Annotated in this window: 9 protein-coding genes; all 9 read right to left on the reverse strand. The window is 74.0% G+C overall.

Annotation, left to right across the window (positions count from 1 at the left end; genetic code table 11):
- Positions 1-11: 11 nt before the first annotated feature.
- Genes ACFYO5_RS14765 through ACFYO5_RS14805 form a run of 9 tightly spaced genes read right to left on the reverse strand, consistent with a single transcriptional unit; the run spans position 12 to position 24,499 of the window.
- Positions 12-2,579: a condensation domain-containing protein gene (locus ACFYO5_RS14765; protein ID WP_388708519.1), complete on the reverse strand. Its 2,568-nt coding sequence runs from the start codon at positions 2,577-2,579 to the stop codon at positions 12-14.
- Positions 2,580-2,583: 4 nt separating this feature from the next.
- Positions 2,584-6,042 carry an amino acid adenylation domain-containing protein gene (locus ACFYO5_RS14770; protein WP_388708521.1) on the reverse strand — a complete coding sequence of 1,153 codons (3,459 nt, stop codon included), beginning with the start codon at positions 6,040-6,042 and terminating at the stop codon, positions 2,584-2,586.
- The gene (locus tag ACFYO5_RS14775) at positions 6,033-8,585 is read right to left on the reverse strand and encodes a lantibiotic dehydratase (RefSeq protein ID WP_388708524.1); all 2,553 of its coding nucleotides are present in this window, start codon (positions 8,583-8,585) and stop codon (positions 6,033-6,035) included. The genes ACFYO5_RS14770 and ACFYO5_RS14775 overlap by 10 nt, the downstream gene beginning before the upstream one ends.
- The gene (locus ACFYO5_RS14780; protein ID WP_388708526.1) at positions 8,582-12,334 is read right to left on the reverse strand and encodes a condensation domain-containing protein; all 3,753 of its coding nucleotides are present in this window, start codon (positions 12,332-12,334) and stop codon (positions 8,582-8,584) included. Before ACFYO5_RS14780 ends, ACFYO5_RS14775 begins: the two co-directional genes overlap by 4 nt.
- Positions 12,331-13,872: a class I adenylate-forming enzyme family protein gene (locus tag ACFYO5_RS14785; RefSeq protein WP_388708528.1), complete on the reverse strand. Its 1,542-nt coding sequence runs from the start codon at positions 13,870-13,872 to the stop codon at positions 12,331-12,333. Before ACFYO5_RS14785 ends, ACFYO5_RS14780 begins: the two co-directional genes overlap by 4 nt.
- Positions 13,856-15,679: an ABC transporter ATP-binding protein gene (locus tag ACFYO5_RS14790; protein WP_388708530.1), complete on the reverse strand. Its 1,824-nt coding sequence runs from the start codon at positions 15,677-15,679 to the stop codon at positions 13,856-13,858. The genes ACFYO5_RS14785 and ACFYO5_RS14790 overlap by 17 nt, the downstream gene beginning before the upstream one ends.
- A complete protein-coding gene (locus ACFYO5_RS14795) occupies positions 15,679-17,472 on the reverse strand; it encodes an ABC transporter ATP-binding protein (protein WP_388708533.1) in 1,794 nt (597 codons plus the stop codon). The genes ACFYO5_RS14790 and ACFYO5_RS14795 overlap by 1 nt, the downstream gene beginning before the upstream one ends.
- Positions 17,469-22,007: an amino acid adenylation domain-containing protein gene (locus tag ACFYO5_RS14800; RefSeq protein WP_388708536.1), complete on the reverse strand. Its 4,539-nt coding sequence runs from the start codon at positions 22,005-22,007 to the stop codon at positions 17,469-17,471. Before ACFYO5_RS14800 ends, ACFYO5_RS14795 begins: the two co-directional genes overlap by 4 nt.
- On the reverse strand, positions 22,004-24,499 hold the full coding sequence (locus tag ACFYO5_RS14805; protein WP_388708539.1) for a condensation domain-containing protein: 2,496 nt from the start codon (positions 24,497-24,499) through the stop codon (positions 22,004-22,006). The genes ACFYO5_RS14800 and ACFYO5_RS14805 overlap by 4 nt, the downstream gene beginning before the upstream one ends.

Consider the following 24,499-nt stretch of genomic DNA (forward strand, 5'->3'; position numbering starts at 1 on the left):
CTGAGCGTCGTTCAGTCGTGCGGGTGCGGTTCGGGGGGCGTCGCGGTGCCCACGAGGATCCGGGCGGGCCGCAGGTATCCCGGCAGCACCGTCCGCAGGCGGGCCGTCAGGCCGTCGGCATCCGGCGCCGTACCGCTGCCGTCGTCCGCCACCGTCACGTGGGCGACCAGCGCGCCGTCGGCGTCGAAGTCCACCTCCGCGCCGGTCACCCCGGCCAGCGCGGTCAGCGCCCAGCCGACCTCGGCCGGCCGGACCCGGTAGCCGCTCGCCGTGGTCCGCGGTTCCTCGGCGCGGCCGAGCAGTTCCACCCCGCCGGCCGCCGACTCCCGGGCGAGCAGCCCGGTGGCCAGCTCGCCGCCGGGCACCGAGGCGCCGGCCAGCCGCAGTTCGCCGACGGCTCCCGGCAGCACCCGCCGGCCCCGCGCATCGGTGATCCGCAGCTCCGGGCCCGTCGCGTCCGGGACGAGGGACGGACCGCGCCCCTCGTCGGCACCGGCCCGGAACGGCCACAGGGCCAGCCCCGCAGGACCGACCGCGCGCAGGACCGCGGGTGCGTCCGGGGCCGTGAGGGCACCGGGCAGCCTGCCGTGGCCGCCCGTGACGACCAGGGTCCGCAGTCGCGCCGCCGCCGCCGGGGCGAGCCGGGCGGCCTCGTCCGCGGGCAGCACCGCGAAGTCGCCGTGGGGGGCGCCGAGTACCTCCCCGGGCGCCGCCGGGACCAGGGTCGCTCCCGCGTACAGCGGCAACAGCACCTCGATCAGCGCCGTCGCCGTTCCCGCGGCGGCCGGGGCCAGACAGCGGTCGTCCGCTCCCACCGCGCACCGGTCGGCCCACAGCCGCAGGATCTCGGCCAGCACGGCGGGCTCCAGTGCCCGGCCGTCGCCGGCTTCGACCGCCCGCCCTCCGCCCAGCGCGGCGAGGAGCCGGACGACGGCCCCCGTACCGGAGCCGCCGACCGAGGCCGGTGCCGCTAGGGCGCCGGCTCCCGCCGACCGGTCCGCCGCCTCCTCCTCCAGCACGCGCTGCCACAACTCGCCGTAGCCCACCGGGCCGTCGGCGCCCGCCACGGCGGTGTGCCGGGGCCGCTCCCGGGCGTGCCGGCGCACCGCCTCGTACACGCCCTCCGCCGGGTCCGGCCCGGCGCGGAACCCGGACTCCGCGTCGGCGGCCGGCGCGTCGAGGGCGGCGTCCGGTTGCGCGAGCACGGCCGTCAGCAGTTGCTCGAACTGGGCCACGAGACGAGCCGCCCCTTCGGGCGTGAACAGGTCACGGCTGACGACGAACTGCACCGTCACCGTCCCGGGCTTCTCCACGAGCCGGGCCTCGACGTCGAACGGGCTGTGCACGTGGGTCTCGCCGATCCGGGCGAACCCCACGCTCAGCTCGCCGAGTTCGGCACCGGCCACGGTGTTCACCGCCTGCACGCTCAGGAACATCGCCTGTGTGAGCGGGTTGTGGCTCTCCTCCCGCCGGGGCCGCAGCCTGCCGGTGATCCGGTGGGCCGGCATGTCCGCGTGCTCCTGCGCCTCCAGCACCGCGTCCCGGGTGCTCAACAGCAGCTCGCGGAAGGTGGTGCCGGGTCCGTGACCGGCCACCGGCACGGAGAGCATGTTGCCGAAGTCGCCGATGACGTGCTCGACCTCCGGCCGGGTGCGGTAGGCGGTCAGCGTGGCCGTCGCGAACTCCTGCTGCCCGGTCGCCCGGGCCAGCAGGAGGTGGAACACCGCGGTCAGGGCCATGTACGTGGTGACACCCGAGCCACGGCACAGGCCGCGCAGCCGCTGGGTGCACGCCTCGTCCAGGTTCAGGTCGTGCAGCGTGCCCCGGAAGGAGCGGGTGGCGGGACGTGGCAGGTCGGCCGGCAGGTCGAGCAGCGCCGGGAGTTCGCGCAGCTTCTTCTCCCAGTAGGCGAACTCGTCCTCCATCCGCGCCTCGTCCATCCACCGGCGCTGCCAGAGGGAGAAGTCGGCGTACTGGACGGGGAGCGGGGGCAGCGGCGAGGGCTCACCGGCGGCGAATGCCGGGTACAGCGCCCCGACCTCGCGCACGAGCACCCCGATCGACCAGTCGTCGAAAACGAGTTGATGGGTGGTCAGGGCCAGGACGGCGCGATCGTCGTCCAGCCGCAGCAGCAGCGCCCGCAGCAGCCTGCCCTCGGTGAGGACGAAGGGCCGCTGCCGGTCTTCGGCCACCAGCCGGGCGACCTCGGCGTCCTGTGCGGCCTCCGGCAGGTCGCGCAGGTCGCACACGACGACGATCCCGCTCTGCTGCGGCTCCTCGGCCACCTGCACGGCAGCCCGGCCGAGGACGTGGAAGCTGCTGCGCAGGATCTCGTGGCGGACGACGATCTCCCGCAGCACACGGTCCAGCACCTCGGCGTCCAGCGGCCCGTCGAGCCGCAGGGTCGCGCCCACGTGGTACATCGCCGAGGCCGGCTGGAGCCGGCTGTTCCACCAGACCCACTCCTGGGTGTAGGACAGCGGGAAGAGGTTGAGGGCGCTGCCCTCGCTCTCCACCAGGCGGCCCAGCCGTCCGCGGTCGGCCGCCGACAGGGCGGCCAGTTTCTCGCTCCAGCGCATCGGATCACCCCTCGCCGTCGGTCAGTGCGCCGAGCCGGGACAGAAGGTCGTCCAGGCTCGCGTCGGTGCGGGTCACCGACCGGATCGGACCGGGAGAGCCCGGAACGTCCCCGCCGCCCTGCTGCTCGACGAGGGCGGCGAGCGCGGCGACGGTCTGCGCCTCGAAGAGCGAGCGGACCGGGATCTCGACGCCGATGGCCTCGCGCACCCGGTGCGTCACGACCGTGGCGAGCAGGGAGTGACCGCCCAGGGCGAAGAAGTCGTCGTGCAGACCGACCCGCGGCACCGCGAGCACCTCGGCCCAGATGGCTGCCAGCGTCTTCTCGGTCTCGGTGACGGGCGCGACGTACAACTCCTGCGCGTCCCGGTCGGCGGGTGGGGCGGCGGGCAGGCCCCGCACGTCGATCTTGCCGCTGCCCAGGCGGGGGAAGTCGGGGAGCCGTACGAAGACGGCCGGCACGAGGTACTCCGGCAGGGCGGCCCGCATGTGGTCCCGCAGTTCCCGCGCAGTGGGCGCGGCGTCGTCCGCCGGCGTGTAGTAGGCCACCAGGCGGCGGTCGCGGTCGTCGGCGCCGTCGGCGCCCACCACGCACTCCGCGACGCCGACGTGCTCGACCAGCCGGGCCTCCGCCTCACCGGGCTCCACCCGGAAGCCGCGGATCTGCACCTGCCGGTCCGCGCGGCCGACGAACTGCACCGTCCCGTCAGGGCGGTGGCGGCCGAGGTCACCGGTGCGGAACCAGCGGTCCGCCGGATCCCCGGTGAGCGGGTTCGGGAGGAACCGCTCGGCGGTGAGCCCGGGGTCGCCGAGGTACCCGTCGGCCAGGTGGGGGGAGCGGACGTGGATCTCCGCCAGCTCGCCCACGCCGGCCGGTGCGCCGGCCGGGTTGAGCAGCACCAGTTGGACGCCGTCGATCCCCGGACCGAGCGGAATGTCGGCCGCCGGTTCGCCGTCCGGCACCTCGTAGGCGCTCACCGCCTGAGGCGTCTCGGTCGCTCCGTAGAAGTTGACACACCGTACGCCGGGCGCGACGGAGCGGGCCAGCGCGACGTGGTGCCCCCGCAGCCGGTCGCCGCCGAAGAAGACGTACCGCAGCGGGGCCGCGGCGGCCGCGGACGGTGCGCCGCCCGCCAGGAACTCCAGCGTCGCGGGCGTCAGGTTGGCCACCGTCACCTGGGCCTCGGCCAGCCAGGAGGCCAGCTTGCCCGGCAGGGCCGCGTGGTCCGGTACGCACACCGTGGCGCCGAGCGTCAGCGGTATCAGCGTGTCGCGCAGCATCGGGTCGTGGCCGGGCGCCGACAGCAGCGCGAAGCGGTCGTCGTCCGTGAGCCCGTACGTGTCCCGGTACCAGGCGGCGAAGTGCGCGAGCGGCCCGTGCGGTCCGCGTACGGCCTTGGGCCGGCCGGTGGAGCCCGAGGTGAAGGCGAGGTAGGCGGGCGAGCCGGCGCCGACGGTGACCGCCGGGGGCGTGCCGGGCAGCTCCGACAGCGCCTCCCAGCAGGGCAGCGACGTCTCGGAGACGACGGTGGCGCGGGCCGCCAGGGCCACCTCGTCCGGTGCCTGCGCACCGCCGGCGGTGATCCAGCCGCGAGGCGCGGCGAGTCGTACCTGCTCCGCCAGCCGGGCAGCGGGCTCGGCGGTGTCCAGGACGAGGAAGGCCGCACCGGCGCTCAGCGTGGCGATCATTGCGCAGACCAGCTCCGCTCCGCGCGGCCCGTGCAGCGCCACCACCTCGCCCGGCGCCACCCCGTCGGCGATCAGCCGGTGGGCCAGCCGGTGCGAGCGCTCCGCCAGCAGGCCGTACGTCCAGCTCCGCGCGGGCTCGCGGAGGGCGATCCGGTCCGGCTCCCGCCGGGCCCGCGCAGCGAACGCCTCGGCCACCCCGCCGGTCCACGTGGCGTCCAGGGCGGCGGCCGGATCGGGCAGGGCCGTGCGGGCCCCGTCGGTGACCAGGTCGAACCGCGAGATCCGCCGGCCCGGAGCCCGCGCGATCTGCCCGGCGAGGTGCACGTACTGGTCCATGAGGTGGCCGGCGCGCTCGGCGCCGAACAGGTCGGCGTTGTAGACGAGAGTCAGGTCGCTGCCCTCGGCCCCGACGTACAGGGTGAGGTCGAACTTGGAACCGGTGTCCGGTACGTGCAGGAACTCGGCGGCCAGGCCGGGCAGTTCGAGGCGCTGCCCGGCGAACGGGACCATGTTGAAGAACACCTGGAAGACGGGTGTGCGGTCCAGGCGCCGAGTCGGCTGGAGATCGATGAGGATGCGCTCGAACGGCACGTCGCGGTCGGCGTACGCGTCGTACGCGGTGTCGCGTACCTTCGCGAGCAGGTCCCGGAAGGCGGGGTCGCCGGAGACGTCGGTGCGTACCGCCAGGGTGTTGATGAAGAAGCCGATGAGCGGCTCGATGTCCGAGTGGTTGCGACCCGCCTCGGGGATGCCCACGATCAGGTCGTCCTGGCCGCTGTGGCGGTGCAGCAGCACTTTGAACGCGGTCAGCATGGTCATGAAGAGGGTCGCGCCCGACTCCTGGCTCAGCCGCTTGAGGCCGTCCACCGTCTCCGGTGGCAGGGTGCGCTCGACGCGCGCGGCGCGGAAGGTCTGCACCGCGGGCCGCGCCACGTCGAGCGGCAGGTTCAGGTCGGGCAGCTCGCCCCCCAGCCGCTCCCGCCAGCGGGCGAGCTGCTCCGCGCACGCCTCGCTCTCCAGCCACTCGGCCTGCCAGGCGGCGAAGTCGCCGTACTGGAGCTTCAGCTCCGGCAGATCGGCGGGCCGGTCCTCCGTGAACGCCTGGTAGAAGGCGGCCAGTTCCTTGGCGAGGACCGAGACCGACCAGCCGTCGGCCACGATGTGGTGCAGTGTGAGCAGCAGGATGTGCTCGGTGTCGCCCGTGCGCAGCAGCGTGGTGCGCAGCAGGGCGTCCCGCGCCAGGTCGAAGGGGGCGACGGCCTCCGCCTCGGACAGGCGTCGGGTCTCGGCTTCCCGCTCGGCCTCCGGCAGCCCCCGCAGGTCACGCAGGAGCAGCGGGATCCGCCGCTCGGGTGCGATCCGCTGCACCGGACGCCCCTCGGGTGCCTCGAAGTTGGTGCGCAGCACCTCGTGCCGGGCGACGATCTCGCCCACGGCCCGCTCCAGCAGCGCGGTGTCCAGCGCTCCGGTCAGCCGGATCGCCGCCGGCATGTGGTACGAGGGGTTGCCGGGCTCCATCCGGTCGAGCAGCCACAGCCGCTCCTGTACGGGGGCAGGCGGCAGCGTGCCGTCGTGGGACCGGTGCACGGGCCGGGGCCCGGCCGCTGCCCCGCCGGCCGTCAGGAAGGCGATCAGCTCGTCCTTGTGCGCGGTGATCGCGGCGCGCAGCTCACCGGGGAGGCCCGCCGGTGGCGCGCTGTAGCGCAGCCGGCCGTTCTCCAGCCGGAGGTGGATGTCCTGCTCGCGCAGGCGGCCCATCAGGTCGATCAGCGACATGGTGCGTCGCACTCCTTACTGTCCACCGCGATGACGCGGAACTCGCATGTGTAGCGCTGGCCCTGATGGTCCGTCAGCCATGTCTGCTCGCTGGTCGGGAGCATCTCGCTGACGGCGATGGTCAGCCGTCCGTCCGGCTCCTCGGGCGCACCCCGGACGGCGTGCGCGAAGGCGTTGACGAACAGCGGGCTGTCCAGGTCGACGTAGAACGGCTTGGTCTCGTGTGCGGCCTTGACGAAGACGAACCGCGGGATGCCGTGCTCACGGGCCCAGGCGCGGGCCGCGACGAACCGGGAGGCCTCGTCCGTTTCCCGGGCGAAGGGAAGCTGGCCGGGGTGGAAGCGCCAGGACTCGCGCTGGACCACCAGCCGGTCGATGGACACGCGCGGGATGTGCGCGCGGGAGGCCAGCGGCTGGAAGCGGCTGACCACCTTGAAGCCGATCGCCTCGGCCAGCAGCTCGACGAGGTCGAACTCCGGGCCCCCGTCGCCGGTCCGCGCCACGACGCGGCCGTCGCGGAGCCCGATGCCCACCTGCGAGGCGTCCAGCGCCCGCGGGTCACCGGTCAGCCAGGACGCCTCCTCGCCGAGCAGCAGCAGGTGGTCGTGCGCGGACGTGAGCCGGGTCGTGGTGCGGGTGGAGTAGAGCCACTGCTTGGGCAGTACGGGGTGCACCCGGGGCGTCGGGATGTCCAGCTCGGTGGCCCGGACCAGCGCGTCGGGATCGGGGTGCTGGTCCACGAACAGGAGGTTGCGCAGGGTGTTGACGCCGACGTGCAGCTCGCCCATGACGAGCTGGTAGTCGCCGGCCGCGACCGCCTCGGGGCTCTCGGCCGCGATCATCACGTCGGGGGCCTGGTACCGGGCGCCGGGCCAGCCCGGCCCGTCCGCGGCGAACGCGTCCGCCACCCGCGGACGCAGGGACGCGGCGGTGAACTCGGCCCGGCGCCCCTCCAGCGGTCCGAGGATCGCGCCCCACCGTGCCTGGAGTTCCGCCACGACCCGGTCCACGACCGCCTGGTCCGGGCCGAGCACGGACGACTGGACGCGCTGCCAGAAGTCCGTCAGCCACAGCTGCCGCCCCGGCTTCTCGGCGCTGAGCCGGTCGTAGACGGCGCGGAACTCGCCGCGGTACTCCTCGGCGACCCGCAGGGTCAGCCAGCGCGCCGACTCCAGCATCAGCGACAGCGGGCCGCCGAGTTCCGCCAGCAGCTCCGGGCCCACCTCGACCCGGCCGTCGCGTCGGCAGTCCTCGTAGACCAGGGTGCGCGCACCGTACGTCTCACCGTGCGCCCGCGTCGCCGGCGTGGCGGTGAGCCGCGTGAAGGTCGCCTCCAGGTCCGCGAGGGCCCGGTCCAGCTCCTGCGGGCGGCCCGCGGCCGCCGCCACCCGGTCCCGTGCCGCGGTGAGCCGGTCGAGCCGGCCCAGCGCGTCGGCGCGCAGCGCCGCGTCCCCGATCCGCTCCAGCTGGCGGCGTACGGCCTTCTCGGGCTCCGGCTGCACGGGCAGTTCCAGGTCCCAGGCGACAAGTCCGGCGGCGCGCAGGGACTCCAGCAGGGCGAAGCCCTCCTCGGGCGACCCGAGGCCGAGCGCGTCCACCAGCTCCACCGCGGTCCGGCTGCCGTCGCACAGCGCCAGTACGGCGCGCAGCGCCGCGGCCTTGGCGGCCGGCAGTTCGGCCGTCCGGCCCGGCAGCCGAAGGGTGGTCCCCTCCAGGGCGGCGGTGGGCAGCCGTCGGGGCGCGAACCAGCGGCGCAGCGAGAGGTCCTGGCCGAGGGAGCGCACGAGCGCGTCCAGGCACCACTGCTCGAAGTACACCCCGCGGGAGGCGATCAGGTCGTTGCCGGGACGTACCGTCAGCGGTGCCCCGCTGTCGGTCGCCTCCGCCCAGCCGACCGGTCCGAAGAAGCCGATCGAGTCGTTCTTGACCGTGTAGCGCTGGAGGTAGCCGGCCACGAGCGCCTCGTGCTCGCGACGCCGGGAGTTGCGCCGGCCGCCGTCCTCGGCGCCCAGCTTGCTCACCCCGTCCGCGTACGCCTTGCGGTTCTGCCAGATCACCGCTTCCCGGAAGCGCGGGTCGGCGGCCGTCCCGCGCAGCGTGGCCGACAGCACCGCCATGTCGTCGGCGAAGGTCTTCTCCAGCTCGCGGCCCGCCTCGGCGGCCGCCTCCTCGGCCTCCGCGAGCCGCTGGGCCTGCGGCCAGTCCGCGAACCCGCCCCCCGGCGACCTGCCCTTGTTGAGCCGGGTGATGGCCCGCAGGAGGGGGCGGCGGCGCTCCAGGTCGTCCCAGTGTCCCTCCGCCCGCAGCGTGTCCAGGGCGCGGCGGAACGCGGCGACCGCGTCCTCGCGTGCCGCGGCGGCGGCCTCCCGGCGCCGGATCAGGCGTTCGGCGGCGGCCGCCGAGTCCGGCGCGCCCAGGGCGAGCACCCGGTCGGCCGGGAAGCCGGTGCCGCGCAGGCCCATCGTCCGCCACATGCGCCAGTCCCCGGACGGCAGCGGCACGAGGTGGTCGGGGCGGTGGGGGCGGTCCTCGGAGACGGTCACAGTTCGCCGTCCTCGCGGGCACCAAGGGCGGGTGCGCTCTCGCGGGCCCACAGCAGTGCGTCGATGACGGCGGCGCCCTGGGCGACGGTCCTGGTCTGCATCACACTGCGGACCGGGACGTCCACGCCGAGGGCGTCCCGGACCCCCGAGATCAGCTGGACCGCGAGCAGGGAGTGTCCGCCGAGGTCGTAGAAGTCGTCCTCGACACCGATGGGTTCGACCCCCAGTACCTCGGACCAGATCTTCGCCAGCACCCGCTCGCTGTCGGTGCGGGGGGCCACATATCCGGTCAGGTCGTCCTCCTCGGTCGCGGCGTCGCGTTCGGCGCGCCGGGTCAGCATGTCCGCCGGGCACAGCTCGGCGATCGGTCGGTCGGGCCGCTCGAGGAGGTCCTCCAGGACGGCCCGGTAGTGCGCGGCCAGCCGGCGCGCGCTCTGCTCGGTGAAGACGTCGGTGCTGTACTCCAGGGCGGCGTGCAGTTCCGGACCGGTGTCCACCACGGTCAGCATCAGCTCGTACTGCGCGGTCCGGTGCGCCAGCGGCTGGGGCGTGACGCGCAGCTCGCCCCACGACGTGCCGGCCCCGGTGGGGGTGCCCAGGACGAACGCCGCCGTCTCGGCGTGGACGTGGGGCCGCTGGAGGACGAAGACCGCCTGGAAGAGCGGGTTGCGGCCCGGTGCGCGCGGCGGCTGGACGCTCTCCAGCACCAGCGGCAGCGGAAGGGTCTGGTGGTCCAGGGCGCGGAGCACGGTCTCGTGCAGCCGGCCGGTGACCTCCCGGCCGGTGACGCCTTCGGCCAGCGAGGCCCGGACGGCGAGCACGTTGGTGAAGTAGCCGACCACCTCCTCGACGTCCCGGGCGCCCCGGTTCGCCGCCGCCGTGCCGACGACGATGTCGTCCTGGCCGCTCGCATGGTGCAGCGCGATGTGGAACGCCGACAGCAGCACCGTGTGGAGAGTGGTTCCGCACTCCCGGGCGAACTTCCGCAGCCGGTCGGCCCTTTCCGCCTCGACGCGCAGGGGGATCCGGGCGCCCCGGTAGCTGGGCGCCGGGGGGTGCGGGGCGTCCAGCGGCACGTCGAGCAACGGGAGCGGTCCGGCCAGTGCCGTCTGCCAGTACGCCCGCTGCGCCGCGCCCTCGGGTCCGGCCGCCATGCGCCGCTCCCGCCGCGCGTGGTCGGCGTATCGGGCGGCCGGGGCGGGCAGTTCCAGCGGGGCGCCGGCGGCCTGGGCCGCGTAGCAGCGACCGAGTTCGGCGGACAGGGTGACCAGCGACCAGAGGTCGGCTGCTATGTGATGCACCGTCATGAGGAAGACGTGCTCTCGCTCCGCGAGTGTCAGCAGGTGCGCCCTCAGCACGCCGTCGTGCTCGAGGTCGAACGGGCGGTGCGCCAGCCCGTACAGCCGCTCGGCGAGCCGCTCCGGGTCGTCGGCGCGGGCGTCGATCAGCTCCAGCGCCACGGGTCCGTCGACCGGGAAGGGCACCGTCTCGCCTCCCAGGACGCGGTAGCGGGTCCGCAGCATCTCGTGGCGGGAGACCACCTGCCCCAGGGCCCGCTCGAGCGCTCCCGCGTCGACACCGCCGGACAGGCGCAGCGCGACAGGGATGTTGTAGGCCGACGCCTCCGGGTCCTGCTGCTGCAGATGCCAGATGGCCCGCTGGCCCACCGACATCGCGTCCGCGGGCCGCTCCTCCCGCTCCTCCCCGTCACCGGAGTCCGCACCGGGGACGAGGGTCGCCTCGGCGGCCAGGGTGTCGATGTCGGCGCCGCCCAGCATCCGTCCGAGGGACAGCTCGACCCCGAGATCCCCGCGGACCCCGTTGGCCAGCAGGACGGCGGCCAGCGAGTCGATACCGAGGCTCGGCAGTGGCAGCGTGGTGCCGACCTCGTCCGGGCTTGTGCCCAGCGTCTGCGCGATCCGCAGCCGCAGCACCCGGGCCACCAGCGCGGCCCGATCCGCCGACGCCAGCTCGGCCACCTCGCCAGGGCCCGGCAGTTCGGCGGCCGGCTCGGCGGCCGCGTCGCCGCCGAGCGGTTCGAAGGCACCGGACGCGTAGCGCTTCCGGGCCAGCGAGCGCTGCACCTTGCCGCTGGTGGTCTTGGGGATGGCGCCGGGCTTGAGCAGGACCACCGCGTGCACGGCGAGGTCGCAGGCCTCCATGACCGCCGCGCGGACGCTCGCCGTCGCCTCCGGCACCGACAGGGTGCGCAGCGCGCGGCCCTCGACCTCCTGGAGGACCACCAGGACCTGCTCGCCGTCGTGCTCGGCGGTGACGGCGGCGCCGCAGCCGGAGCGGAACGCCGGGTGCGCGCCCTCGACCGCGAGTTCGATGTCGGTGGGGTAGAAGTTGCGGCCGCGCACGATGAGGAGGTCCTTGCGGCGGCCGGTCACGAACAGCTCGCCGTCGGCGAGGAATCCGAGGTCGCCGGTGCGCAGGTACGCCGCGTCCCCGGCGCGGCCGATGCCGCCTCCGTCGTCCGCGCGGGGGGCCGTACGGGCGCCGAACGCCTGCTCCGAGGCCTGCGGGTCGTCCCAGTAGCCGAGGGCCACACTCGCGCCCCGCACCCAGATCTCCCCGACCCGGCGCTCCGGCAGCGGGATCCGGGACTCGGGCTCCACGATCAGGACCTCCTGGTCGGCGGCGGCCCGGCCGCTGCCGACCAGGCGCCGGACCTGGCTGTCCGGCGTCGGGGCCTGCACGCGGTCCGTCTCCAGGGCCGCCGCGTCGATGTCGAGCACCGTCGGCTCGGCGGACGCCGGCGCACCGGTGACGAACAGGGTCGCCTCGGCCATCCCATAGCAGGGCAGGAAGCTGCCGCGCCGGAACCCGCACGCGCCGAACGCCTCCTCGAAGGCGTCCAGGGTGGCGGCGCGGATGGGCTCGGCGCCGTTGAAGGCGACCCGCCAGGTGCTGAGGTCGAGATCCCGCTTGTCCTCGTCGGTCGCCAGCCGCGCGCACATCTCGTACGCGAAGTTGGGACCGCCGCTCAGTTCGGCCCCCTCCCGGGAGATCGTGCGCAGCCAGTGCAGGGGGCGCCGCAGGAAGCTCATGGGCGACATGAGGGTCACGGGGAAGCCGGCGTACAGGGGCGTGAGGATGCCGCCGATCAGCCCCATGTCGTGGTACGGCGGCAGCCAGACGACCGCGCTCGTGTCCTCGTGGCACGCGAAGGCGTCGCTGATCATGCCGAGGTTGTGCAGCAGGTTGCCGTGGCTGAGCACCACGCCCTTGGGGGTCGCGGTGGAGCCCGAGGTGTACTGGAGGAAGGCGTGGCCGTCCGGGTCGGGCATCCGCCCGCTCCAGGCGTCGGCCAGGCCCTCCGGCAGCTCGTCGGTGGCCGCGGCGCGCAGGCCGCCCAGGCCGAGCGTGTCGTCGTCACCGAGCAGGTCCAGGACGGGCCCGACGGTGAGGGCGAAGCGCGCCCGGGAGTCGGCGGCGATGGCGCCCAGCCGGCCGACGTTGCGCAAGGTGCGCGGCGGGTACACCGGGACCGGCACCACACCGGCGTACAGCGCGCCGAAGAACGACCTGATGTAGTCGAGGCCCGGAGGGTAGAGCAGCAGCGCACGGTCCCCGGTGGCGGCGCCCTGCTCCCGCAGCAGTCCGGCTACCTTGCGGGCGTCCCGGTCCAGTGCCGCGTAGTCGGTGCTCACGGCGCTGTCCTCGTCACCGAGGAAGCGGAAGGCGGTGCGCGCCGGCGTCGCCTCGGCGCGGTGGCGCAGCAGCTCGACGAGTGTCGAGGTCATGAACGGGCTCCCCCTTGATCGATGGTGCCGGCGGTGCCGCGGGCGGCGGCCGCCGCGACCTCGGCCCGCCGTGTCTTGCCGGAGGAGGACTTCGGCAGAGAGCCGACGAACTCCACCTGGCCGGGCACCTGGTGCGGCTGGAGGTGCTCGCGGCAGTGGCGGCCGAGTTCGGCGGCGCTCACCGGTCCCGCGCTCACCACGGTCGCGCGGACCCGCTGCCCGCCGTCGGGCAGTGCCTCGCCCCAGACGACGGCCTCGGTCAGCAGGGGATGGCCGAGCAGGACCCGCTCGACCTCCACCGGGTTGACCTTCTTGCCGCCGACGTTGATGAAGGAGTCCTTGCGGCCGATCAGGTGCAGCAGGCCGTCCTCGTCGAGTCGGGCGAGGTCACCGGTGACGTACCAGCCCTCGCGCAGGACCGCCGCGGTGGCCTCGGGCCGGTCGTGGTAGCCCAGGAACATGGCGGGGGTGCGTACCAGGAGCACGCCTTCCGAGCCTGCGGCGACGTCCCGGCCGGCGTCGTCGACGAGCCGGACTTCCACCCCGGGGGCCGGCCGGCCGACCCCGCCGCTCCCCGCGGCGGGTGCGGAGCCGGGAGCGGCCCGGTGGGAGGCGATGATCCCGGCCTCGGTGCACCCGTACACCTCGCTGATCGCGACGCCGAACCGTTCGGTGAAGCGCTGCCCCGTGTCCGGGTGGAGTGCCGCTCCGGAGGAGAGGCACAGCCGCAGGCGCAGGGGGGTTTCGGACGCGGCGGCGCCGGAGCGCGTGAGCAGGTCGTAGGCCAGCGGTGCGGCGACGAGCACGGTCGCCCCGGTGCGCGCCAGCTCGCTCAGCAGCCGTCCGGGCGCGAAGCGGCCGAGCATCACCAGCCGTGCCCCGGTCAGCAGCGAGGTCACCAGTGCGGCCACGAGCCCGAAGGAGTGCAGCAGGGGAACCGCGGTCACCACGGTGTCCTGCGGGCCGTAGCCGAACGACTCGCGGTAGATCTCGGCACCCCGGACCAGGTTGTCCTGCGTGTGCACGGCCGCCTTGGGCGCGCCGGTGGAGCCGGAGCTGAGCTGGTGGAGGAACGGGGCGTCGCCGGCCGGGCCGGCCGGGGCCGCCGGGCCGGCCGCGCCCGCCTCCAGCTCCTCCCCGACCTCGACCACGGGCCCCGGCCACGGCCCGCTCGCCCGGACAGCGGCGAGCCGCTCGGCCCGGCCGATCAGCGTCAGCCGGCCCAGGTCGTCCGCGAGGGCCCCGAGCTGGGAGGGGGTCGCGTGGGGCTCGGCCGTCACCAGCCGGGCGCCGGTCCGGGCGACGGCCAGGAAGGCGATCACACAGTCGACGGTGTTGTCGAACAGCAGCACGGCAGTGCTCGTCCGCGTCAGGCCGGCCGCCGCCAGCCGGGCCGCGGCGCGCTCCACCCGCAGGTGCAGTTCGGCGAAGCCGAGACGGTGGCCGTCCTGCTCGACGGCGGTGTGTCCGGGCCAGCGGGCCGCCGCGTCGGCGACCAGGGTGCCCAGCGTGCGGGGCGGGTCAGCGAGGAAGGGCATCGACGGCCTCCTTTCCGATCTCGAAGTCGAGCTGCTGGTGGCGGAAGTAGTGGTCGTACAGCTCCGCGTACCGGCCGCCGGCCGCCAGCAGGGTGTCGTGGCCGCCCTGTTCGAGGACCCGGCCGCCGTCCACCACGAGAATCCGGTCCGCCTTGCGGACGGTGGGCAGGCGGTGGGCGACGATCACCGTGGTGCGGCCGGCGGACACCGCGTCCAGCCCCTCCTGCACCTGCGCCTCGGTAAGGGGGTCCACGTTCGCCGTGGCCTCGTCGAGGATCAGCAGCGACGGGCTTTTCAGCATCACCCGCGCCAGCACGATCAGCTGGCGCTGACCGGCCGAGAGATTGCGGCCGCCCTCGTTGGTCGGGGTCCGCAGCCCCTGGGGCAGTACGTCGATCCAGTCGCCGCCCGCGACCGAGCGGGCAGCCGCGAGGATCTCCTCCTCGGAGGAGCCCAGTCGGCCGAAGCCGATGTTCTCCTCGACCGTTCCGGAGAACAGGAAGGGCGCCTGGGGAACGATGCCGAGGTGGCTCTTGTAGGCGTCCAGGTCGAGGCCGCGTATGTCCTGCCCGTCCACGAGCAGTTCGCCGCCGTCGAACTCGTAGGAGCGGGTGATCAGGCGGATGATGCTCGACTTCCCGGCTCCGGTGTGGCCGACCAGCGCCACCGTCTCACCGCTGCCGATCTCCAGGTCGAGGCCCTTGAGCACCGGCTGGTCCGCCCGGTAGGAGAAGTCCACCCCGCGGAACTCGATCCGCCCGGAGAGGGAGGGGACCGGCGCCCGGCCGGTCTGACGCACCCCGGGCTCCAGGTCGACGAGGGCGAAGATCCGCTCGGAGGCGGCGAGGCCCTGCTGGAACTGGTTCCAGAACGAGGCGATGCTCGTCAGCGGGAACCAGAACAGCATCAGCGCCTCCAGGAACAGCGACCACTCGCCCGCCGTGAGGCGGCCGGACGTCAACTGGGAGCCGCCGAGCAGGACCACCGCGATCGTGCCCAGGCCGGTGAGGGTGAGCAGCAGCGGGAAGATGCCGCTGAACAGCCGGTTGAGCCGTACGGTCGCCCGGAACCAGCGCTGGTTGACGTCGGTCAGCCCCGCGTCGGTGGACTGCTCGCGCTGGAAGTTGCGAGCCACCGCGATGCCCCGCAGCGTCTCCTGCACGTACGCGTTGATCTGCGCGAGCGAGCGCTGCTGCTGGCGCGAGGCCCGCCGGGACACCCAGCGGAAGCCCAGGCTGACCAGGATGATCGTGAACGCGGTGGCGAGGGTGACCAGGGCCAGTGCCACGTTGATGACGAACATCGCGACCAGCAGGAGCGCGATCAGCAGTACTTGGCCGACGAGCCCCAGCGTCAGTGTCGCCAGCGTCGCGAACGCCTGGGTATCGGCGGTGATCCGGCTGGCCACCGCCCCGGAGGCCTGGCCGTCGTAGAACGACATGTCCTGCCGCAGGACCGCCTCGAACGCGCGGCGGCGGATCTCCAGGACCACGTCGCCGACCAGCGTGCCGATGGCCCGCTGCTGGAAGAACGTCAGTGCCCAGGCCACCAGGCCCGTGCCGAGCGCGGCCGTCACCAGGGGCATCACACTGTCGGCGACGCTGTCGCGCTGGGCGGTGTCCACCACCTTCGCCATCAGCAGGGGGAACGCGGCGCCGGCCGCCGCCGCGCCGACCACGGCCGCCGCGATCAGTGCGACCAGGCCGGCCTTGACGGTGAACAGCGGGACGATGCGTCGCAGCAGTTCCCGGTCTCCGTAGGCACGGTCGTAGCTGTCGGGCGTGATGCCGTCGAGAAGGTGCGCCATCAGTGGACTTCCTTTCCGGATGCGCCGGCCTGCTCCCGCAGATGCGGTGCGAAGATCCGGTGGTAGAGCTCGCAGCTCTCCAGCAGCTCCTCGTGCCGGCCCTGGCCGACGATGCGGCCCTGGTCGACCACCAGGACGAGGTCGGCGCTGCGGATCCGGGAGAGCCGCGGAGTGATCATGAAGGTGGTCCGGCCCGCGGCGGCCTTCCGGATGGCCTGCTGGATCTGCTGCTCCGTGGCGCTGTCCACGGCGCTCGTGGAGTCGTCCAGCAGCAGGATGCGCGGGTTCGCCAGCAGTGCGCGGGCGATCGCGATCCGCTGGCGCTGGCCGCCCGACAGGGTCGTGCCCCGTTCTCCGACCACCGTGTCGTAACCGTGCTCGGTCTCGGTGATGAAGGTGTGGGCGTGCGCGGCGCGCGCCGCCTCCTCCAGCCGCTCCCGGCTCACGTCCTTCCCCACGCCGAATGCCAGGTTGTCCGCGATGGACCGGGAGAACAGCACCACGTCCTGCTCGATCACGGAGATCTGCGAGCGCAGTACCTGCGCGTTCCAGTCCGCCGTGGAGACCCCGTCGACGAGCACCTCGCCCGAGTCCGGCGCGTACGTGCGGTTCACCAACTGGAGCAGGGTCGACTTGCCGCTGCCGGTCGGTCCCACGAGCGCCACCGTCATCCCCGGCTCCACCCGGAAGGAGACGTCGCGCAGCACGGGATCGCCACCGTGGCCGAACGTGACCCGGTCGAAGACGACGGCGCCCTCGACCTCCGCCTCGTGCCCCGAGGCCTGCTCCTCGGACCCGGCCCGGTCGTTGATGACCTCCAGGATGCGCCGGGCGCCGGCGATGCCGAGGAAGACCAGGCCGATGCTGAACGAGGCCAGCTGCGTCGGGCTGCGCAGCGCGCTCATCAGCCCCAGGTAGGCCACCAGCTGACCGACCGTCAACTGGTCGTGCTCCACCAGGTATGCCCCGTGCAGCAAGGCCGCCGCGAGGGCGAGCGCCAGCAGCAGCGTCGGCAGGTAGAGGGCCTGGGCGCGGGACTGGCGTACCGAGGCGTCCCGGTAGGCCGTCGCCCGCTCGACGAAGCGCTGGTGCTCCTCGCGTCGGCGTCCGGTGGCCTCCACCGTCTCCATCGCCGAGATGGTCTCCGAGACGTAGGCGCTGAGTTCGCCGAAGCGGGCCCGGGTCGCACCGGCCGCCGGGTCGAGCCGGCGCCCGTACTCGATCAGGGAGAGCGCGAACAGCAGCAGGAACAGCAGCGGCACCAGCAGCAGCCGGACGTCGATCAGTCCGATGAAGACGATCGGCACCAACAGGCCGAGCAGCATGTCGATGGTGAGGTCCAGACCGGGCGACAGCATCAGGTTGACCGCCTGCGCGTCCCCCGTCACCCGCGCCGAAAGGTCCCCGACCGGGCGCCGGTTGAAGAACTGCTGGCCCTTGTGGAGCAGCGCCGAGAAGAGCGTGGCGCGCACATCGCGCTCCAGGCCGCAGGCGTACGCCTCCAGGGAGTACGTCGCGACGAACCCGGCCACGCCGCGCACCGCGACCAGGGCGAGCAGGACCAGCACCATCGTGTCGAACCGGCCCTGGTCGGGGGTGTCACCCAGCAGCGCGTCGAACGCCGCGCCGATCACCAGCGGGGTCGAGGCCGCCAGCAGGTGCCACAGCACCGTGCCGCTCAGGTGGGCCGCGATCCACCCCTTGGAACGGGCCAGGTGTGCCCGCAGCCACGGGCCGACCCGTTCGTCGGTGCCCGCGGGAGGGGCCGGGCGCCGCTTCGTGGCGGTGGTCATGCGTTCTCCAGAGGGGGGAGGTCCGGGACCGGGCCGGTGGCCGGCAGGTATCCGCTGCGGACCAGTTCGTTCAGGTACGAGTGCAGCAGCGGCTCGTCGAGCGGAGGGCAGTCGACGCCCGCCGTCGCGTACGCCGAGCGCGCCGCGCCGGCTGCCGGGGCCGCGAGGGCTCCGGGGGCCCCGGCGGGGCCCTCGAACAGGCTGAGGAAGGGGAACAGCGCGTTGTCCCAGGAGGACCGGGCGGACTCCCGCAGAGCGGCCAGCCAGTCGGTGTAGGGGACGGCCCGCAGGTCGTGGCCGTGGGCCTTGACCCACGCGAAGACCGTGGTGAGGCAGACCGGTTCGGGATGGGCCAGATCGAAGGAGCCGGGCCCGTCGCCCTCGCGCAGCGAGAGCGTCAACAGGGCGTCGACCACCCGGTCCACCGGCACCAGTTGGACCGGAAGAGGCAGGTCGGGGTAGCACCCCACCTGCACACTGCCCTTGATCATCGCCCAGATCAAGTCCTTGGCGTTGCCGATTCCCGTCGTGCTGTGACCGCCGACGTAGTCCGGCCGGTAGACCGAGACGGGCACGCCCCGCCCGCGTGCGGCCACCGCGAGGTGTTCGGCCGCCCACTTGCTCCGGTTGTAGCCGCCGGAGACGGGCGCCGCGGACTCGACGCCCGGCTCGGGCACCGAAGCGGTGGACACGTGGTGGACGGGGATGCCGCCGCCGAGCGCCGCCAGGCGCAGCACTTCGGCCGTCCCGTCGACGTTCCCGGCGCGCAGCATCTCGTACGGCAGGGTGAAGCTGACCCACGCGCCGCTGTGGTGGACGGCGTCGAGCCCTTCGGCGAGTTCGGAGAAGCGCCGCGGGGTGAGTCCGAGCAGGGGCTCTCCCAGATCGCCCGCCTCCACCACGATCCGGCCGGTGTCGGGCTGCGGCAGCCCGTAAGAGGCGAGGGTCTTCAGCAGCCGTGCCAAGCCCTCCCGCGGGTCCTCACACCGGACGAGGCAGTGGACCGTGGCCGGGGTACGGCGCAGGAGCCCGTCGAGGAGGTGGGCGCCGAGGAAACCGGTCGCGCCCGTCAGCAGGACCGCCTGAGGCGCTCCGGTACGGGGCCGCGCCGCGTGCGGCTCGACCCGGATCGCCGGGTCCAGCGCGGGCGCCTCCAGCGGGCCCTGCTCGGGCGCGGCCCCGGCAGGGGCGCCGGACGCGGCGGGCGCCGACGCGGCGAGATCGACGCGGCGGGCCAGCTCCTCCACCGTCGTCGCCTCGAACAGGGTGATCAGCGGCAGGTCCACGCCGAAGGCCCGGCGCAGCGCGAACAGGACCCGCGGCACCAGCAGGCTGTGCCCGCCGAGCTGGAAGAAGTCGTCCTCGGCGGTGACCTCGTCGGCCCCCAGCACCTCGGACCAGATCCGTGCGACGCGCTCCTGCGTGGCGGTGGCGAACACGGCTGCGGGGCGTTGGACATCCGCCGCGGGGGCCGGAGCGGGCAGCGCCTTGCGGTCGTGCTTGCCGTTCGCGTTCAGCGGCATCCGCTCGAGCAGCGTGATGGTGGACGGCACCATGTAGTAGGGCAGTTGGGTACGCAGGTGTTCCTGGAGGGCGGCCGGGTCGGGGCCGCGCCCCGCCCGCGGCTCGACGTAACCGGCCAGGCGCCGCTCGCCCTGGGCGTCCTCCCGGATGATCACGGCGGCGGCCTGGACGTCCGGGTGCTGGCCGAGTACCGACTCGACCTCCTCCAGCTCGATCCGGAACCCGCGCAGCTTGACCTGCCGGTCCACTCGGCCCAGGACCTCCACGTCACCCGTGGGCAGGATCCGCGCCAGGTCGCCGGTGTTGTAGAGGCGGGCGCCCGGCCGGTCCGAGAAGGGGTGCGGAAGGAAGCGCTCGGCGGTGAGCGCCGGGCGCCCCACGTAGCCGCGGGCCAGGGCCAGGCCGCCGATGTAGAGGGTGCCGTTCACTCCGAGAGGCACCGGCTGGAGCCGGCTGTCCAGCACGTAGAACTCGGTGTTCGGCAGCGGGCGTCCGATCGGGACCGGCTCCTCGTCGCCACGCTCGGGCATCGGGGTCTCGAACAGGCCGCTGTCCACGGTCGATTCGGTGATGCCGTACGAGTTGACCAGACGGGTGCCGGGAGGACACAGCTTCGCCAGGTTCCAGTAGTCCCGCATGAACCAGATGTCCGCGCCGACGGCCAGCACCTTGAAGTTGTCCAGCAGCCGCCCCTGCTCCGCCACGTAGGCGCTGAGCAGGCGGATCACGACCGGCACGAGGTCGGCGAAGTCGATCCGCTCCCGCTGGAGCAGCGCGTACAGCCGCGCCGGGTCGAGCAGCGTCTCGCGGTGGCACAGCACGAGCGTGCCGCCCGAGCACAGGGCGCGGACCATGTCGCCGGTGAACACGTCGAAGGCGATGTTCGCGGCCTGGAGGTGCCGGTGCACCACCGTGCCCAGGTCGTAGACCCGCTCCCAGGAGCGGAAGGCACTCATCAGGGCGCCGTGGGTGAGCATCGCGCCCTTGGCGCGGCCGGTCGACCCCGAGGTGTACACGAGGAACGCCAGGTTGTCCGCGTTCGGTTCGGCGTGCCGCACCGGCGCGGTGGCGCCCGGCTCGCCCGGCGCCGCACCGGCGCCCTCGGCGAGCCAGTCGTCGAAGTGGCCGACGTCCAGCCCGTCGGTGAGCCCCGGTATCGAGGCCACCACGTCGTGGCGGGTCAGGAGCAGCCGTACCGAGGCGTCCGAGAGCACGTACCGCAGGCGGTCCACCGGGTGGGCCGGGTCGAGCGGCACGTACGCGCCGCCCGCCTTGAGGACGCCGAGCACCGCGGCCACGGAGTCGGGGCAGCGCGGCGCGCACAGCCCCACCCGGGACTCCGGGCCGACGCCGAGCGCGCGCAGCCGGGAGGCGATGATCCCGGCCCGCCGGTCGAGTTCGCGGTAGCTGACCCGGTCCTCCCCGTCCACCACCGCCACGGCGTCGGGGGCCGCGCGGACGTGTTCCTCGAACAGGCGGTGCACGCACGCGTCGGGGGCGACCTCGACGGAGATCCGGTTGTCCAGGGTCAGTACCTCGGCCCGCTCCGGTTCCGAGAGCAGCGGCAGCCGGGACAACGGCAGGTCGGGGTCCGCCACCGCGCCGGCCAGCAGCCGTTCGAAGTGGCCGGCCATCCGCTCGACGGTGGCGTCGACGAACAGGTCGACGTTGTACTCCCAGTCGCAGCGCAGCCGGTCGCCCTCGTCGACCACGTCCAGGCTCAGGTCGTACATGGCCGTGGCCCGGCCCGCGCCGCCGAACGGGCTGACGCGCAGCCCCGCCAGGTCCAGCGTGGCCCGGGGGACGTTGTGCAGCGACAGCATCGTCTGGAACAGCGGGGCGCGACTGAGATCGCGGTCCGGCTGGACCTCCTCGACCACCCGCTCGAAGGGCACGTCCTGATGGGCGAAGTCCGCCAGGCACGCCTGCCGGGTGCGCGCGAGCAGCTCGCGGAACGTCGGATCGCCCGCCAGGTCCGTGCGCAGGGCCAGGGTGTTCACCAGGAAGCCGATGAGCGGTTCGGTCTCCGGCCGGTGTCGGCCGGCCACGGAGGTGCCCACCACGATGTCGTCCTGGCCCGAGTAGCGGTGCAGCAGGGCCGTGTATCCGGCGAGCAGCGTCATGAAGAGGGTGGCGCCCGCTGCGCCGCCCTGTTCCCGCAGCCCGGCGGTCACCTCGGCGGACAGGGTGAAGGACCGGGTCCGGCCCGCGTACGTCTGGACCGGCGGGCGCGAGCGGTCGGTCGGCAGCCGCAGGCTGGGCAGCTCGCCGCTGAACCGCTCGCGCCAGTGCGCCAGTCCCTGCGCCACCCGGTTCGCCGCCCCGCCCGCGAACTGCTCGCGCTGCCAGTGGGCGTAGTCGGCGTACTGGACGGCGAGCGGCGGGAGCGGATCGGGGTCGCCGGCGAGGAAGGCCTGGTACAGCCGGCCGAACTCGCCCGTCAGCACCGCCATCGACCAGTCGTCGGTGACGATGTGGTGCAGGTTGATCAGTACGACGGTCTCCTGGTCGGAGAGCGCCACCAGAGTCACCCGCAGCAGTGGACCACCGGTGAGGTCGAAGGGCTCTCGCGCGTGCTCCGCCGCGAGCCGCCGCACCCGCTCCTCGGCGTCGCCCGTGCCGCGCAGGTCGACGATCAAGGGCTCCCACGCGTAGGCGTCCGCCGGGGCGATCGTCTGCACGGGCTCGCCGTCGACCGAGGCGAAGGTGGTCCGCAGGGTCTCGTGCCGCCGCACCAGGGCCTGGAATGCGCGGGCCGCCACGCCGAGGTCCACGGCACCCGCCAGGCGTAGCGCGTACGGCATGTTGTACGCCGTGTCCCCGGAACCGAGCTGGTCCAGGAACCACAGGCGCTGCTGGGCGAACGACAGGGGGGCGCCCGCGTCCGCCGGGCGTCCGGCGATGCCGGTCGGCGCGCTGGCGGCGCGCTCCTTGAGCTGCCGCATGAGCAGGGCGTATTTGGCGGGGGACTGCTCGCGCAGCCGCCGCAGCCGCTCCGAGGTGTCGCTCATGCCGTGCCCTCCTCCGCCGTGCCGGCGATGGACGCCAGCGCGGAGGCCGCCGCGCCGGCCGCGTCGAGCAGTTCGGCCGGACCCGTCCAGTCGAGGTGCAGCCGTCCGCCGCGCAGATGGCTGACGACGGCCAGCGGGTGCGGCTGCGGTCCGAACGGTGCGACGAGGTCGTGGTCCTCGGAGTCGGCGGGCCGCAGCGGGCCGTCCTCGGGGAACAGGCCGTCGAGGTCGCCGAGATGACCGAGCCGGACCACGGCGGCACCGGACGGCGCCGCCACGGGAACGGTCAGAAGGGTCCGGACCTGGCGCACCGCGGCACCGGCCGCCGCCTGCGGGTCCGCGGCGAGCGCGTAGAGGCCCGAGGCCAGTTCACCGGTGTGGTCGGTGACGCCCAGCAGCACCGCCGGCGCTTCCGACGCGCCGCTGAGGGCGTGGGTGACGGCGGCGGCCACGGCCGCGGCGAGCGGGGCGTCACCGCGGACCAGGGCCGCGGTCCGCTCCGCGTCCAGGACCGTGCGGCGCGTGGCGGCCGGGGCGCCGGGGCGCACACCGGCCGGCGGAGCCCACAGGGCGCCCTCGTACGCGGCGGGGGCGGTCTCGTCCGACACGGGGGCCGGGAAGGCCTGCCCGCCGCTCAGGACGACCCGGCCCCCCTCGGTGAGCTGGCGCAGGGCGCTGCCCAGATCGGCCAGCAGCCGCTGCCAGCCGGGCAGGTCGGCGGCCAGCTCGTGGACGACCAGCAGCAGCCGGGGGGCCCGCCGCGCACCCCGCTCGACGAGGACGGCCTGCACCAGCGGGCCCCGGCCGACGTCCAGGCGTCCGCGCAGCCGCTCGGCGGCCACCCGCAGCACCTTGGACTCCTGGACGCCGTCGTACTTCGACACGTCGACGCGGGCGACCGGCACCTGGCCTATCGGACCGGCCGCCGCGCGGCGCCAGCCGCCTTCGTGCCGCTCGAACGGGGTGCGCAGCGTGTCGTGGCGCAGCAGCAGTTCCAGGACCGCCTTCTTGACGGCGTCCGGGCCGGTGCCCGCCGGGAGGTCCAGCAGCAGGGCGCGGGCGCGGCCATCCAACGCCTCGCCCTCCTCCGCCAGCAGCAGCCGCTGGGCGGCGGTCGGCGCCGTCCCGGCCGCCGGCGCGTCGGCGGCCCCGGCCCCGTCCGGCCCCGACAGCCGCTTGCCCGACGCGGGCGCCGGGTCGGGCAGCGCCCGCCGGTCCACGGAGCCGGCGGCGGTGCGCGGCACCGTCGCCACCTCCACCCAGTACTCGGGGAGCAGGATCTCCGGAAGCCGTGCGGCCACCGCGTCGCGCACGTCGTCCGGGCTCACCCCGCCGCGCCGCACGTAGTACGCGGTCATGCGCCGGCCGAGCCGGCTGCGGTCGCCCGGGTCGCTGTACCCGATCTTCCCGAGCATCGAGCGGACCCGGCCGATGTTCACGGGGGTGCGCAGCTCGGCGTCGGCCTCGTCCTGCGACAGGTGCCCGAGGCGGACCTCCCAGCGCGTCGGGGACTCGTAGTTGTGGAAGCCGCGCTCCAGCTTGTGCACGTACACGCCGACGTCGTTGATCATGCAGTTGGAGCTGCAGAAGCCGGTGTCCTTGGGCGCGGACCACAGCGATTCCCCGCTGGTCAGGTAGGCCCGGATGTCGTCCTTGGTCACGTCGGAGAAGCGGTAGTAGTCGATGACCTCCACCCGGTCGAGCACCCCGTCGGACAGCGAGGACCCCACCTGGTGGTAGACCTTGCGGCCGGCCTCCAGCTGGTGCTCGATGCGCTCCCGCTCGAACTCGCCGTTCCGGTAGAACCACAGCAGCCGCTCGTCGATGATCTGGCCGCGGGAGAGTCCGGTGACGATGCTGGGGATGCCCCGCTCGTGGGCCAGCTGGTTGGCGAGGTCCAGCAGCGAGCGGAAGCAGCCGTTGCAGACGCTCTTGTTCTGCTGGAGGCTCTTCAGGAAGATCCGGTTCTGGCCGGCCCGGGTCATCGTCACGTGCTCGATACCGAGGGCCTTGGTGATCGTCTCGACGTTGTCCAGGGCGGTCTTGGAGATGAAGCCGTTGTCGAAGGTGAAGGTCATCACCTTCAGGCCCAGCCGCACGAGCTGGTGGAGGACGTACGTGGAGTCCTTGCCGCCGCTGAACAGCAGCAGCGCGTCGTACTCGGATCCGGCGGCCTCGGCCCGCTCCCGCACGAGGCGGACGAACTCGTCCACTTCACCGAAGTAGGACAGGATGCCCTTCTCGTGGGCGGCGTACATGACGCACAGGTCGCACACACCGTCGGGGTCCAGGACGGTGCCGGGGTAGGCCGCGTCCATGCCGCAGCGCACGCACCGCTCGGCCGGGACCGACTCGACGGCCGTGCCGTGGAAGACGACCGCGCAGTCGGTGATCGGCTCGTAGTCGATCAGGGCGTCCTCGATCTGACGTTCCAGCAGGCGGATGTGCTCGGGGTCGAGGGAGCCCTGGATATCCGCGTGGGTCGTGGTCAT

It is taken from the genome of Streptomyces sp. NPDC006259, assembly GCF_042870975.1.
Classification (GTDB): Bacteria; Actinomycetota; Actinomycetes; order Streptomycetales; family Streptomycetaceae; genus Streptomyces.

Coding starts and splice junctions, on each gene's coding strand:
- ACFYO5_RS14765 (WP_388708519.1), bottom strand. CDS start 2,579: ATGCGCTGGAGCGAGAAACTGGCCGCCCTGTCGGCGGCCGACCGCGGA.
- ACFYO5_RS14770 (WP_388708521.1), bottom strand. CDS start 6,042: ATGTCGCTGATCGACCTGATGGGCCGCCTGCGCGAGCAGGACATCCAC.
- ACFYO5_RS14780 (WP_388708526.1), bottom strand. CDS start 12,334: ATGACCTCGACACTCGTCGAGCTGCTGCGCCACCGCGCCGAGGCGACG.
- ACFYO5_RS14785 (WP_388708528.1), bottom strand. CDS start 13,872: ATGCCCTTCCTCGCTGACCCGCCCCGCACGCTGGGCACCCTGGTCGCC.
- ACFYO5_RS14790 (WP_388708530.1), bottom strand. CDS start 15,679: ATGGCGCACCTTCTCGACGGCATCACGCCCGACAGCTACGACCGTGCC.
- ACFYO5_RS14795 (WP_388708533.1), bottom strand. CDS start 17,472: ATGACCACCGCCACGAAGCGGCGCCCGGCCCCTCCCGCGGGCACCGAC.
- ACFYO5_RS14800 (WP_388708536.1), bottom strand. CDS start 22,007: ATGAGCGACACCTCGGAGCGGCTGCGGCGGCTGCGCGAGCAGTCCCCC.
- ACFYO5_RS14805 (WP_388708539.1), bottom strand. CDS start 24,499: ATGACCACGACCCACGCGGATATCCAGGGCTCCCTCGACCCCGAGCAC.